Source organism: Pseudomonas sp. GM79 (assembly GCF_000282495.1).
GTDB lineage: Bacteria > Pseudomonadota > Gammaproteobacteria > Pseudomonadales > Pseudomonadaceae > Aquipseudomonas.
This window is the reverse complement of record NZ_AKJE01000058.1, coordinates 39,850-52,262: the sequence shown is the minus strand read 5'-3', so window position 1 is coordinate 52,262 and position 12,413 is coordinate 39,850. Positions and strand designations below refer to the sequence as shown.

Annotated in this window: 15 protein-coding genes; all 15 read right to left on the bottom strand. The window is 60.0% G+C overall.

Going from position 1 to position 12,413, the window contains the following annotated elements:
* Nucleotides 1–106 precede the first annotated feature (106 nt).
* The 15 genes from flhB to fliH all read right to left on the bottom strand — a co-directional run bounded on the left by flhB (nt 107) and on the right by fliH (nt 12,407).
* A complete protein-coding gene (flhB, locus tag PMI36_RS12880) occupies nt 107–1,246 on the bottom strand; it encodes a flagellar biosynthesis protein FlhB (RefSeq protein WP_008072638.1) in 1,140 nt (379 codons plus the stop codon).
* A 3-nt stretch (nt 1,247–1,249) separates the two neighbouring features.
* Nucleotides 1,250–2,032 carry a flagellar biosynthetic protein FliR gene (gene fliR, locus PMI36_RS12885; protein ID WP_008072637.1) on the bottom strand — a complete coding sequence of 261 codons (783 nt, stop codon included), beginning with the start codon at nt 2,030–2,032 and terminating at the stop codon, nt 1,250–1,252.
* 3 nt (nt 2,033–2,035) lie between these two features.
* On the bottom strand, nt 2,036–2,305 hold the full coding sequence (fliQ, locus tag PMI36_RS12890) for a flagellar biosynthesis protein FliQ (RefSeq protein ID WP_007948918.1): 270 nt from the start codon (nt 2,303–2,305) through the stop codon (nt 2,036–2,038).
* A complete protein-coding gene (gene fliP / locus PMI36_RS12895; protein WP_008072635.1) occupies nt 2,302–3,060 on the bottom strand; it encodes a flagellar type III secretion system pore protein FliP in 759 nt (252 codons plus the stop codon). The genes fliQ and fliP overlap by 4 nt, the downstream gene beginning before the upstream one ends.
* Nucleotides 3,060–3,518 carry a flagellar biosynthetic protein FliO gene (gene fliO / locus PMI36_RS12900; protein WP_008072632.1) on the bottom strand — a complete coding sequence of 153 codons (459 nt, stop codon included), beginning with the start codon at nt 3,516–3,518 and terminating at the stop codon, nt 3,060–3,062. The genes fliP and fliO overlap by 1 nt, the downstream gene beginning before the upstream one ends.
* Nucleotides 3,519–3,977, bottom strand: a complete 459-nt coding sequence (gene fliN, locus PMI36_RS12905; protein WP_008072631.1) for a flagellar motor switch protein FliN — start codon at nt 3,975–3,977, stop codon at nt 3,519–3,521.
* A gap of 67 nt (nt 3,978–4,044) precedes the next feature.
* Entirely contained in the window at nt 4,045–5,013 is a 969-nt protein-coding gene (gene fliM / locus PMI36_RS12910; RefSeq protein ID WP_008072629.1) for a flagellar motor switch protein FliM, read from the bottom strand.
* Nucleotides 5,014–5,022: 9 nt separating this feature from the next.
* Complete coding sequence (fliL, locus tag PMI36_RS12915) at nt 5,023–5,526, bottom strand: flagellar basal body-associated protein FliL (RefSeq protein WP_008072628.1); 504 nt, start codon at nt 5,524–5,526, stop codon at nt 5,023–5,025.
* A gap of 224 nt (nt 5,527–5,750) precedes the next feature.
* Entirely contained in the window at nt 5,751–7,112 is a 1,362-nt protein-coding gene (locus PMI36_RS12920; protein WP_008072626.1) for a flagellar hook-length control protein FliK, read from the bottom strand.
* An 83-nt stretch (nt 7,113–7,195) separates the two neighbouring features.
* The gene (locus PMI36_RS12925) at nt 7,196–7,564 is read right to left on the bottom strand and encodes an Hpt domain-containing protein (protein ID WP_008072624.1); all 369 of its coding nucleotides are present in this window, start codon (nt 7,562–7,564) and stop codon (nt 7,196–7,198) included.
* A 31-nt stretch (nt 7,565–7,595) separates the two neighbouring features.
* Nucleotides 7,596–9,299 carry an ATP-binding SpoIIE family protein phosphatase gene (locus tag PMI36_RS12930; RefSeq protein ID WP_008072621.1) on the bottom strand — a complete coding sequence of 568 codons (1,704 nt, stop codon included), beginning with the start codon at nt 9,297–9,299 and terminating at the stop codon, nt 7,596–7,598.
* A 5-nt stretch (nt 9,300–9,304) separates the two neighbouring features.
* Complete coding sequence (locus tag PMI36_RS12935) at nt 9,305–9,610, bottom strand: STAS domain-containing protein (RefSeq protein ID WP_008072618.1); 306 nt, start codon at nt 9,608–9,610, stop codon at nt 9,305–9,307.
* A 183-nt stretch (nt 9,611–9,793) separates the two neighbouring features.
* Entirely contained in the window at nt 9,794–10,243 is a 450-nt protein-coding gene (fliJ, locus tag PMI36_RS12940) for a flagellar export protein FliJ (RefSeq protein WP_007894198.1), read from the bottom strand.
* Between the two features lie 6 nt (nt 10,244–10,249).
* On the bottom strand, nt 10,250–11,608 hold the full coding sequence (gene fliI / locus PMI36_RS12945) for a flagellar protein export ATPase FliI (protein WP_008072617.1): 1,359 nt from the start codon (nt 11,606–11,608) through the stop codon (nt 10,250–10,252).
* Nucleotides 11,598–12,407: a flagellar assembly protein FliH gene (gene fliH / locus PMI36_RS12950; RefSeq protein ID WP_008072615.1), complete on the bottom strand. Its 810-nt coding sequence runs from the start codon at nt 12,405–12,407 to the stop codon at nt 11,598–11,600. Before fliH ends, fliI begins: the two co-directional genes overlap by 11 nt.
* Nucleotides 12,408–12,413 lie beyond the last annotated feature (6 nt).

Here is a 12,413-nt window from a genome sequence, read left to right as displayed (position 1 = left end):
GAAGATCAAAAGATCGCAGCCTCGTTGCACTCGACAGCTCCTACAGGGCGCAAGCAGGAGCTGCGTAGGAGCTGTCGAGTGCAACGAGGCTGCGATCTTTCCGCGTTTAAGAATCCCGCCGCAAATCCGGTGGAATCGGCAAATCATCCTGGAGCGGATCCGGACGCTTGCCCTTGCCGGCGCGGTACTGGCGAATCTGGTAGACGTAGGCCAATACCTGGGCGACCGCCAGATACAGCCCGCCGGGAATTTCCTGCTCCAACTCGGTGGAGTAGTAGATCGAACGCGCCAGCGCCGGCGATTCGAGCAGCAGCACATTATTGGCCACGGCGATTTCGCGGATTTTCAAGGCAAGGAAATCGCTACCCTTGGCCAACAGCACCGGCGCATTGCCTTTGTCCGGGTCGTACTTGAGCGCCACGGCGTAGTGAGTCGGGTTGGTGATGACCACGTCGGCCTCGGGAATGGCCGCCATCATCCGCCGCTGCGACATCTCGCGTTGCAACTGGCGAATGCGCTGCTTGACCTCTGGTTTACCTTCCTGATCCTTGTGCTCGTCGCGCACTTCCTGCTTGGTCATCTGCAGCTTCTTGTGGCTTTCCCAGAGCTGCACCGGCACGTCGACCACGGCGATGATGATCAGCCCGCACGCCATCCACAAGGTACTCCAGCCGACCACCTGCAAGCTGTGAATGATCGCCATGTCCAATGGCTCGTGGGCGATGCGCAACAGATCATCGATGTCCGACGACAGGACCGCCAACGCCACGAACAAGACGATGAAAAACTTCGCCAGAGCCTTGAGCAGCTCAACCAAAGACTTGGCCGAGAACATCCGTTTCAGGCCCGCGCCGGGGTTCATGCGACTGAACTTGGGCGCCATGGAGCCGGCCGCGAACAGCCAGCCACCGAGAGAGATCGGGCCGATCAACGCAGCCAACAGCAAAGTGATCATCACCGGCTGAATCGCCAACAGGGCAATCTGTCCCGAGTGCAGCAAGAAGGTGCCCATGTTGCGCTGATCCAGAATCACTTCCCGCGACAGCGTGAAGTTCATCCGCATCAGTTCCATCATGTCCTGCGCCAATGCACCACCGAAAATCAGCAGCGCACCGGCGCCGGCGAGCATGACCGCCAAGGTATTGAGCTCCTTGGAGCGCGCAATTTCGCCCTTCTCACGGGAGTCCTTTTTACGTTTCTCCGTGGGGTCTTCTGTTTTGTCCTGACCGCTTTCGCTCTCAGCCATGACTCAGTGCGCCCGTGCCAGTTCACGTAACAACTGCAAAGCCTCGGCGGCCAGCGGTTGATACTGATTGAGAATGTCCGCCAGGCCGACCCAGACAATGAACAGCCCGAGCACCAGGGTCAGCGGGAAGCCGATCGAGAAGATGTTCAACTGCGGCGCCGCACGGGTCATCACGCCAAACGCAATGTTGACCACCAGCAACGCCGTGATCGCCGGCAGCACCAGCAACAGCGCCGCACCAAGTACCCAGCCGAGTTTGCCGGCCAATTCCCAGAAATGATGGACCATCAAGCCGCCGCCGACCGGCAGCGTGGTGAAGCTTTCGGTGAGCACTTCGAACACCACCAGATGACCGTTCATTGACAGGAACAGCAGGGTCACCAGCATGGTGAAAAACTGCCCGATCACCGCCACCGACACACCGTTCGTAGGGTCGACCATCGAGGCGAAGCCCATGCCCATCTGGATCGCGACAATTTGCCCGGCGACCACGAAAGCCTGGAAGAACAGCTGCAAGGAGAAACCCAACACTGCGCCAATGATGATCTGCTCGGCAATCAACAACAGAGCACTCAGGTCCAGTGCATTGACCGGCGGCATCGGCGGCAGGCCGGGCGCGATCACCAAGGTGATCGCCAGGGCGAAATACAGGCGCACGCGAATGGGCACCAGCGTCGTGCCGAAAATCGGCATGACCATCAGCAGCGAACCGATGCGAAACAACGGCAACATGAACGTTGCCACCCAGGTGCTGATCTGGGTATCGGTCAACTGCAGCAGCGACATGGTTTAGCCGATGACCTGAGGAATACTGCCGTACAGCTGCAGGATGTATTCCATGAAAGTCTGCACCAGCCACGGGCCGGCAACGATCAGCGTCACCAGCATCACCAGCAGGCGCGGCAGGAAGCTCAGGGTCTGTTCGTTGATCTGGGTGGCAGCCTGGAACATCGCCACCAACAGCCCCACCAGCAAGCTAGGGATCACCAGCACCGCGACCATCATGGTGGTCAGCCACAGCGCTTCGCGAAAGATATCTACGGCCACTTCCGGCGTCATGGTGAAACGCCGCCGAAGCTGCTGGCCAAGGTCCCGATGATCAACGCCCAGCCATCCACCAGCACAAACAACATGATTTTGAACGGCAGGGAAATGATCAGTGGCGAAAGCATCATCATACCCATCGCCATCAACACGCTAGCCACCACAAGATCGATGATCAGGAACGGGATGAAGATCATGAAGCCGATCTGGAACGCGGTTTTCAACTCAGAGGTCACGAACGCCGGCACCAGAATCGTCAGTGGCGCCTGATCAGGCGAAGCAATGTCAGTGCGCTTGGACAAGCGCATGAACAGCTCCAGATCGCTGCTGCGAGTCTGGGCCAGCATGAAGTCCTTGATCGGCACCTGGGCCTTGGCCACGGCATCCTGAGCGGTGAGTTTCTCCGCCAGATACGGCTGCAAGGCATCCTGATTCACGCGATCGAACACCGGCGCCATGATGAACATGGTGAGGAACAACGCCATGCCGGTGAGGATCTGGTTCGACGGTGTCTGCTGCAAGCCCAGGGCCTGACGCAGGATCGAGAACACAATGATGATCCGGGTGAAACTGGTCATCAGCATGACGAACGCCGGGATGAAACTCAGCGCAGTCATGATCAGCAGGATTTGCAGGCTGACCGAATATTCCTGAGCGCCTTCGGCGTTAGTGCCCAAGGTGATTGCCGGGATCGACAACGGATCGGCGGCGAACGCCAGCGGCGCGGCCAGCATCAGGGCCAGCGTCAAGACGATGCGTAACGCACCCATTACTTCTTATCCTTCTGATCCTTGCCGAGCATCTTCAGCAGATGCTGGGCAAATTCCGGCGTGGCTTTCTCGGCATTGTCCGGCACCTGCACCGGTTCCTTGAGTACATGCAGCGCGGTGATGGTGCCAGGGCTCAGGCCGAGCAGGATCTGTTCGTTGCCGACCTGCACCAGCATCAAACGGTCACGGGGACCCAGTGCGCGCGAACCGATCAGCTCGATCACCTGCCCCTTGCCGGCCGGCCCGGCCTGCTGGACCCGGCGCAGCAGCCAGGCGAGGAAGAAGATCAACCCCAGCACCAGCAGCAAGCCGAACACCAGTTGCGTCAATTGCCCGGCCACACCGCTGCTGACAGCCGGTGCAGCGGCCGCTGTCGCAGTCGCAACCGGTTCGGCAGCCAGAACACTGAACGGCAACGCCAGCGCTAATCCCGGCAAAGAACCCAGAACCTTTTTCACTCAGCGCAGCTTCTTGATGCGTTCGCTTGGGCTGATCACGTCGGTCAGGCGGATGCCGAACTTTTCGTTGACCACCACCACTTCACCGTGGGCGATGAGCGTGCCGTTGACCAGCACGTCCAGCGGCTCGCCGGCCAGACGGTCAAGCTCGATCACCGAGCCCTGGTTGAGTTGCAGCAGGTTGCGGATGTTGATATCGGTGCTGCCGACTTCCATGGAAATCGACACCGGAATATCGAGGATCACGTCCAGGTTCGGACCGTCCAGCGTCACCGGATCATTGTTCCTCGGCACGCTGCCGAACTCTTCCATCGGCAGACGGTTGGACGGCGAACCGGCGGCGTCGGCGGCCAGCAAGGCATCGATATCGTCCTGCCCGGCGTCACCGGTTTCTTCCAGGGCCGCAGCCCACTCATCAGCCAGTGCCTGGTCGTCCTGGGCATTCATATCGTCGTTCATCATTTGTCCTCGGCGGGCACCTGCTCACTCAAGAGCAGTCAATTAAAGGGGGGAGTTGGAGCGCCGGTCAGCGGCGCTCGATCGGCTCGATCACCTGCAACGCGAGGTTGCCTTTGTGCGAGCCCATCTTGACCTTGAAGGCCGGTACGCCGTTGGCGCGCATGATCATTTCTTCCGGCATCTCGACCGGAATAATGTCCCCGGGCTGCATGTGCAGGATGTCGCGAAGGCGCAGCTGACGGCGGGCCACGGTGGCACCGATCGGTACATCGACGTCCAGCACGTCCTGGCGCAAGGCATTGATCCAGCGCTCATCCTGATCGTCGAGGTCCGACTGGAAGCCGGCGTCGAGCATCTCGCGCACCGGCTCGATCATCGAGTACGGCATGGTCACGTGCAGGTCGCCGCCACCACCATCGAGTTCGATGTGAAACGTCGAGACCACAACCGCTTCGCTCGGGCCGACGATGTTGGCCATGGCCGGGTTCACTTCCGAGTTGATGTACTCGAAGTTCACTTCCATGATCGCCTGCCAGGCTTCCTTCAAATCGACGAAGGCCTGTTCCAGCACCATGCGCACCACACGCAGTTCAGTGGGGGTGAATTCACGCCCTTCGATCTTCGCGTGACGGCCATCGCCGCCGAAGAAGTTGTCCACCAGCTTGAACACCAGTTTGGCGTCGAGAATGAACAGTGCGGTGCCGCGCAGCGGTTTGATCTTGACCAGGTTGAGGCTGGTCGGCACGTACAGCGAGTGCACGTATTCGCCGAACTTCATCACCTGCACACCACCGACGGCAACGTCCGCCGAGCGGCGCAGCATGTTGAACATGCTGATGCGGGTGTAGCGGGCGAAACGCTCGTTGATCATTTCCAGGGTCGGCATGCGTCCACGGACGATGCGATCCTGGCTGGTCAGGTCGTAGCTTTTGACACTGCCGGGTTCGGCAGCGTTATCGGTCTGTACCAGACCATCGTCGACGCCATGCAACAGCGCATCGATCTCATCCTGGGACAGCAGGTCCTGCACGGCCATGTCGTGTTCCTACTGCAGTACGAAATTAGTGAAAAGCAACTGTTCGATCACCACTTTGCCAAGCTCTTTCTGCGCCACTTCCTGGACGCTGGCCGTGGCCTTCTGACGCAACATTTCCTGGCCGACCGGGGTCGCCAGCGTGGCGAAATCCTGACCGGAAAACAGCATCACCAGGTTATTGCGAATCACCGGCATGTGGACTTTGAGCGCTTCCAGATCGGCCTGATTGCGGCCCTGCAGGGTGATGCTCACCTGCATGTAGCGCTGGCGACCGTTCTGGTTGTAGTTGGCCACGAAAGCCGGCGCCATGGGCTCGAAGATCGCTGGCTGCTTGCCGATCACCGCCGTTTCAGCCGCGGGGGCAGGCTTGCTTTGGGCGCTGTGCATGAAGAACCAGGTCGCCCCCACGGACAAGCCGATCGCCAGCAACAGGGCCACGACGATCACAATGATCAGCTTGATTTTGCCTTTGGTTGCGGGGTCTTTCACTGGTGCTGCGTCGCTCTTAGCCATGCCAATAATCCGTCACTATTCGGGTTTTCACAGTCGCACGGCAAGGCAAGAGCAAGTGTTATGCCAGAAGTGTCGGGAGGTAGGGAGACGGCGAATGATCGGCGAGCACCAATCAAATGTGGGAGCGGGCTTGCTCGCGAATGCGGTGTGACAGCCAACATAACTGTTGAATGTTAAATCGCATTCGCGAGCAAGCCCGCTCCCACAAGGTTTTCTGCGTTTGATCAGGCGTAATAATCGACGGCGCTGGTGCCAATCACGCTGGTGGTGTTGGCGGCTACTTCGGCGACAGTCGCGGGAAGCTCTTCATCGGCAGAGTCGAGGCGACCGCCATTGGCGTTGGCACGCCCACCCTGCCCCTGTTGAGCCTGCTCCTGACCCTGCCCCTGCCAGCCACGGGACTGATCGGAAACGTTGACGTCGACCTGGCCCATGCCCTGTTGCGCGAACATGTCACGCAGGCGATGCATTTGCCCGTCGAGCGCTTCACGAACGCTTGGATGGGCACTCATGAAGGTCACCTGGGTCTGCTGATCCGGAACCATGTTCACCCGAATATCCAGGCGCCCCAGCTCGGCCGGTTGCAACTGAATGTCGGCCGCCTTGAGATTGGCGCTGGACAGGTACATGACCCGGTTGACCACCTCCTCGGTCCAACCGCTCTGATGCATGGCGATTGGCTGGTTTACCGGTAATGCATTGGCAGTCTTCGGCGTTGCCGCCTGGGTCAACGCCGCCAGACGATTGGCGAAATCATCGACACGGGTATCGCTGCTGGCGGACTTGAGATCCTTGAGGCCGTCATCGATCAGGCCACTGAAAGCCTTCTCGCCGCCCTGGCTGGTGCTGTCCTGATCGGCTTGCACATCGAGCATGCCCGCCATGCCCGTGGCAAAGTTCTGTGCCGAAGTTGGCTCGCCGTCGACTTGAGCCGAGATCGGTGCCGCCTTGGGCTGGGCCTGACTGGCGGGCGAAACGTGCCCGCCCTGCTCCATGGCCATGCGCACGGCTGGCAGCGCATCGAGAGGATCGGCTTCGGGATCGAAATCCGGATCGATGGTCGCAACAGTCTGTGCCGCAGCCGGGGTAACGACGACGGCGACAGGTGCCTCAACTTGTGATTGCGCAGTGGCCACAACTGTTGGCGTTTCCGGCACAGGAGCTGGTAACACCGGCTGCACCACCAACGCAGGATCGAGGGCCGGATCGACAGGCGCGGTATCAGCCACCGGTGTCGACGCCTCGGCCGTATCCGACGCGTCATCGCAGGCCGTCTTGCCGTCAGCCTGCGCCGGTTTATCGGCGGGCAAGGATTTGCCGCTATCGGCAACCGTCGGTTCCGGGGCGGCAGACTTGTCGTTGCTCACGTCCTTTTTGCCGACGCTGTCCGAGACTTTGTCGCGTGCGGGTTTAGCCGAGCCGTCCGCCATGGCGGAGGGTTTATTCTGCGCCTGATTGGCATAGACCTGAGCGAAGCTGGAGGCCTTGTCCCCGGGCTCGGCCGTCAGCGCCGGTGCATTGGCGGACGCGGCTTGAGCCTTGGCCGTCGTGGCGGCCTGAAGAAGGATGTTTGGGGTAACGGGCATAAAACGGTCTCCGCTGCACTGGGATCGTAGGTACAGTTGAGTAAGTTATTAGCAAGGGTCGAGCCAGCTTTGTTCGCTGGCCGCTAAAAGCGCCGGACGGATGCTGGTTCAGCCTGGGAACGCTGGCGCTCCGCTTCGTAGAGCGGTCGGACAATAGCGAATTCGCCGTCAATGTCATCAATGAGCCGTTCAATGCCGACGAGACTCTTTTCTTTGGCACGCTGCTCCAGCTCACCGCACAGCTTGGCCAGATAACTGGCGCCCATGTTGCTGCTGCTACCTTTGAAACTATGGGCAGCATTCATAAGCTGCGCGGCATCCTCGGCCTTTCGCAGGACGCGTAAACGCTCTTCGGAATCGGCGAGAAAGGTATCGAGCAATTCTGGATACCCGTCCTCCATCACTTCCTGCAACGCGCTCAGCACGTCGCGGTCCAGATGTGTGTCATTCACTTGTTCACTCCTTGATCAAGAACGCCTGGCATTATGCCAGAGCCTCCCAGAAAAACTCCACGCGAGCACTTCGACCATTATCGGACCAGGTCGCATGATCGCTCAACTGGCGGATCAAATTGACCCCACGTCCTGACAGACGGACGTCATCGACGGGACGCGCCATGACCCGCGCCACATCGAAGCCTTTGCCACTGTCTTCGACCCGGACCACCAGGCAACCGCCCTCGCCTTTTGGCGTCACCTGCAAATGCACCCGCACATAGCCATCGCGCAACTCGTCCAGGCGTGCATTGCGCTGCTGATAATAACGCGCAAAACCTGCCGCATCGCGTTTCAAACTCGAATCCAGGCCCAACACGCCATGCTCCAGAGCATTGGAATAAAGCTCTGCCAGCACACTGTAGAGTGCGCCACTCTGAGCCCGCAGACCATGCACCTCAAGCAGCAACTGCAACAAGTACGGCAGCGGATTGAAGCGCTTGAGGGTGGCGGCGCGGAACTCGAAACTCACCGACCAGTCCAGCGGGCACGACTGGCCGCTGTCGGAATACACTGGCGTTGGCGGGCTCAGTTGCGCGGCCTCCAGCAGACGGACCTCGACCATGCTCACGTCATCACGAGCCTCGCCACGAAAATCCCGCAGTGCCTGCTCGATCTCTTCGAACAGTGCATCGGGCTGGCGATTGGCTGCAAACACTTGCTCCAGCCGCTCTACGCCAAACAACTGCTCATTGGCATCACAGGTATCGATCACCCCATCGGACAGCAGGAACACCCGATCGCCGACGGCCATCGGGAACACCTCGGTGCGATCATCGAAGGTTTGCGAGCTCAGCACGCCCAGCGGCAAGTGCCGTGCCGTCAGCACCGTGCGCTCGCCACTGGCGATACTGTGCAGGTAACCGTCCGGCATTCCGCCGTTCCAGACTTCCACCGACCCTCGCTGAAAGCTCAGGCACAGCAGCGCCGCACAGCAGAACATGTCCACTGGCAGAATACGTTTGAGCTTGGCGTTCATCTCGCGCAGGGTTTCGGACAAACCGTAACCCTTGGCCGTCATGCCATAGAAGACTTCGGCCAACGGCATGGCACCGACAGCGGCCGGCAAACCATGGCCGGTAAAATCACCGAGCAGCACATGCATGTCGCCAGCCGGAGTGAACGCGGCCAGCAACAGATCGCCATTGAACAGCGCATAGGGCGATTGCAGGTAACGGATGTTCGGGGCATTCAGGCAACCGGAGTGGGCGACCTTGTCGAACACGGCTTTGGCTACCCGCTGTTCGTTGAGCAGGTAATCGTGATGCCTGGCGATCAAGTCGCGCTGCTCCAGCACCGTGGCTTGCAAACGTCGCAAGCGGTCCATCGCCTTGACCTTGGCCGCGAGGATCACCTGGTTGTAAGGCTTTGCCAGAAAATCGTCGCCCCCGGCCTCCAGACAACGAGCCAAGGCTTCGCTTTCGGTCAGCGACGTCAAAAAGATGATCGGCACCAGCGTTTCGCCGGCCAGTGCCTTGATCTGCTGCGCCGCCTCGAAACCGTCCATCACCGGCATCATGGCGTCCATCAGCACCAGGTGCGGTCGCTGCGAGCGGAATGCTTCGACCGCCTCGGCACCGTTGGCGGCCGTCAGCACTTCATGGCCCTGGCGCCGGACGATAGTCGACAGCAGCATGCGATCGGCCGCGCTGTCTTCGGCGATCAGTATCGTCAGCGGTTCGAGCGGCTGCATGACGGTCAACTGATGTCGAACAGCTTGTCGAAATTGGAGATGGCGAGGATTTTCTTCACATCGGTACTGCTGTTGACGACGCGAATATCGGAGTTGTCGCCACCGGCGTGATCGCGCAGCAAGAGCAGCATGCCCAGAGCAGAACTATCGAGATAAGTGGCCTCCTTAAGGTCCACCACTATGGATTCGGGTTTCTTGTTGAGTCCCTCGTAGGACTCGCGAAACTCCTGATGCCGACCGAAATCGAATCGACCCTTGATCGAAATCGTCAGCTTTTGCCCATCCGGGGATACTTTTGTAACGACTGACATTTCACGGCTTCCTTGTCATTGGCGAACGAACGTACGTGTACAAGGTTTAGCACCTGATGGAAGCTGGAGCAAGGCAGGAAATCAGAATCAAAAGATCGCAGCCTTCGGCAGCTCCTACAGGATGGGGTTTACATGCGGTCAATGTAGGAGCTGCCGAAGGCTGCGATCTTTTGAAACCAACGCTCAATACGGATCGTGACGCGGTAACCGCTGGGACAGTTCATCCAGCAGCTTTTGCTCGCGCTTGTCTTCCAGTTGCCGTGCCTCATCCATGTAGCGCTGAACCAGTTTGCGCAAGCCTTCGACCCGGGCAAACGCCTGCTGCCAGGCTTCCCGGGATTTGTTCAGGTTATTTTGGTGCCAGTTCAGACTCTGACGCTGCTGGTCGATGGCCGTGCCCAATTGCGCGAGAAAGCCCTGATAACCCAGCAACCACTGGCCCGACACGCCGCTACTGCCGCGTACGATCCATTGTTCCTGGTATTCGAGGCGGAAGTTTTCCAGGTCGGCGAGTTTGCTTTCCGCCAGGCGAACCTGGCCCTGAAAATGTCCCAGGCGCAGGACAGCGGTCTTTTCGGCCTTTTCAGCCATTTCCACCACAGGCGCCAGACGTGCTGCGCGGCTCGAGGCCATGACGGGTTAACCGCCCGGCGCTGGCGCAAAGATCGAAGCGAGATGGTTCTCGCTGGCGCCCATGCTGATGTTGTCGTTCAAGCCCTGGCGCAGGTACATGGTCATGGCCGGTTGCAGATTGATCGCGGTATCGGTTTCCCGATCACCGCCGGACACATAGGCGCCGACACTGATCAAGTCGCGGCTCTGCTGATAGCGCGACCAGTATTGCTTGAACGTCTGCGCGTGGTTCATGTGCTTGATGCCGACCACCGACGGCATGACCCGGCTGATGGAGGCTTCGATATCGATGGCCGGGTAATGCCCTTCCTCGGCCAGACGCCGGGACAGCACGATGTGTCCGTCGAGCACACCCCGCGCCGAGTCGGCGATCGGGTCTTGCTGATCATCGCCTTCGGACAATACCGTGTAGAACGCGGTGATCGAACCGCCGCCCTTTTCAGCGTTACCGGCACGCTCCACCAGTTTCGGCAACTTGGCGAACACTGACGGCGGATAGCCTTTGGTCGCTGGAGGTTCTCCGATGGCCAGGGCGATTTCCCGCTGGGCCTGGGCGAAACGGGTCAGCGAATCCATGAGCAACAGGACGTTCTTGCCCTTGTCGCGAAAATACTCGGCGATTCGCGTGCAGTACATGGCCGCGCGCAGCCGCATCAGCGGCGCATCGTCCGCTGGCGACGCCACCACCACCGAACGCTTGAGCCCTTCTTCACCGAGGATGTGCTCAATGAATTCTTTAACTTCTCGACCTCGCTCACCGATCAGCCCGACGACGATGATGTCGGCCTCGGTGAAGCGGGTCATCATGCCCAGCAGCACACTCTTGCCCACGCCAGTACCGGCGAACAGCCCGAGCCGCTGACCGCGACCAACCGTCAACAAACCGTTGATGCAGCGAATGCCCACGTCCAGCGGCTCGCTGATGGGTTCGCGCTTGAGCGGGTTGATGGTCGGGCCGTCCATCGGCACCCAATCTTCAGCCTTCATGCCACCCTTGCCATCCAGCGCACGCCCGGCGCCATCGAGCACCCGACCGAGCATGCTCATGCCCATGGGCAAGCGACCGGTATCAGCCAGGGGAACCACACGGGCACCGGGGGCGATGCCGGCGACGCTGCCAACTGGCATCAGAAAGACTTTGCTGCCAGAGAAGCCCATGACCTCGGCTTCGACCTGCACCGGGTGATAGCTGTCATCGTTGATGACCATGCAGCGGCTGCCCATGGCGGCGCGCAAGCCTTCGGCTTCGAGGGTCAGGCCGACCATGCGCAGCAGGCGACCTTCGAGGATCGGCGCACTGGCAAGCTCCGTGGCCTCGGCGTAGCTACCGAGGCGCTTGGCGAAGCTGGTGCGATCAAGGCGCATCGGGATCGTCCAGTGTCGGCTCGTTCGGTGTAACTGCGGGTTTTTCGTCGATTGGCAGTTCCAGGCTCAAGTCCGGTGCGGCCGGGTGCAGCGCCTGATCGTGCAATTGATCGAACAGCTTGGCCATGACTTGGGTAACACGGGTTTCGATGGTGGCGTCGATGCGGCTGTGCTCCGTTTCGACCCGGCAGCCGCCCGGCAACAAGGATTCGTCCTCGACAATGCGCCAGGTTTCTTCATGGCGCTCGCGCAGGGCTTTGACCTGTTCGAAATCCTGTGGATTGATGTATAGCCGCACATTGCCCACACCCAGCGGCAAAAGCTTCAGCGCTTCGCGCATGACGTGTTCGATCTGCGTCGAGTCGATGGCCAGTTCGCGCTGAATCACTTGTTTGGTGATGTGCTGCACGAGGTCGACCAGCGACTTTTCGATCTGCGTGTCCTGCTCGGCAATCGGCTCGAACAGATTGACCATCAGCTGTTCCAGGCCAGCGATCTTGGCCGTCAGCGCCACTTCGGCTTCCTGACGGACCTTGAGCGTGGTGCTGTGGAAACCTTCTTTTTCGCCAACGGCGAAGCCTTCGTTGTAGGCCTCCTGGCGAATGCTCTCGAGCTCTTCGAGGGTCAGTGGCTGGACTTCTTCCAGCGGCACTTCTTCCATTTCCGGCGGTTCAGGCTCCGGTTCCGGCTCGGGCTCCGGTACAAATGGGTCGAAGCTGGGCAACGACCAGATGTCGAAACCACCGACGTCCTTGGCGCGGATCAGGTCGGTATTGGACTCATCATGTTTGGACGACATAGTGAC

Excerpts from the sequence above, each read along its gene's own strand:
- fliQ (WP_007948918.1), bottom strand. The coding sequence starts at position 2,305 with ATGACGCCGGAAGTGGCCGTAGATATCTTTCGCGAAGCGCTGTGGCTG.
- PMI36_RS12930 (WP_008072621.1), bottom strand. The coding sequence starts at position 9,299 with ATGCAGCCGCTCGAACCGCTGACGATACTGATCGCCGAAGACAGCGCG.
- fliR (WP_008072637.1), bottom strand. The coding sequence starts at position 2,032 with ATGTCGCTGCTGCAGTTGACCGATACCCAGATCAGCACCTGGGTGGCA.
- fliP (WP_008072635.1), bottom strand. The coding sequence starts at position 3,060 with ATGGGTGCGTTACGCATCGTCTTGACGCTGGCCCTGATGCTGGCCGCG.
- PMI36_RS12920 (WP_008072626.1), bottom strand. The coding sequence starts at position 7,112 with ATGCCCGTTACCCCAAACATCCTTCTTCAGGCCGCCACGACGGCCAAG.
- fliL (WP_008072628.1), bottom strand. The coding sequence starts at position 5,526 with ATGGCTAAGAGCGACGCAGCACCAGTGAAAGACCCCGCAACCAAAGGC.
- PMI36_RS12935 (WP_008072618.1), bottom strand. The coding sequence starts at position 9,610 with ATGTCAGTCGTTACAAAAGTATCCCCGGATGGGCAAAAGCTGACGATT.
- flhB (WP_008072638.1), bottom strand. The coding sequence starts at position 1,246 with ATGGCTGAGAGCGAAAGCGGTCAGGACAAAACAGAAGACCCCACGGAG.
- fliN (WP_008072631.1), bottom strand. The coding sequence starts at position 3,977 with ATGAACGACGATATGAATGCCCAGGACGACCAGGCACTGGCTGATGAG.
- fliH (WP_008072615.1), bottom strand. The coding sequence starts at position 12,407 with ATGTCGTCCAAACATGATGAGTCCAATACCGACCTGATCCGCGCCAAG.
- fliM (WP_008072629.1), bottom strand. The coding sequence starts at position 5,013 with ATGGCCGTGCAGGACCTGCTGTCCCAGGATGAGATCGATGCGCTGTTG.
- fliJ (WP_007894198.1), bottom strand. The coding sequence starts at position 10,243 with ATGGCCTCGAGCCGCGCAGCACGTCTGGCGCCTGTGGTGGAAATGGCT.
- fliI (WP_008072617.1), bottom strand. The coding sequence starts at position 11,608 with ATGCGCCTTGATCGCACCAGCTTCGCCAAGCGCCTCGGTAGCTACGCC.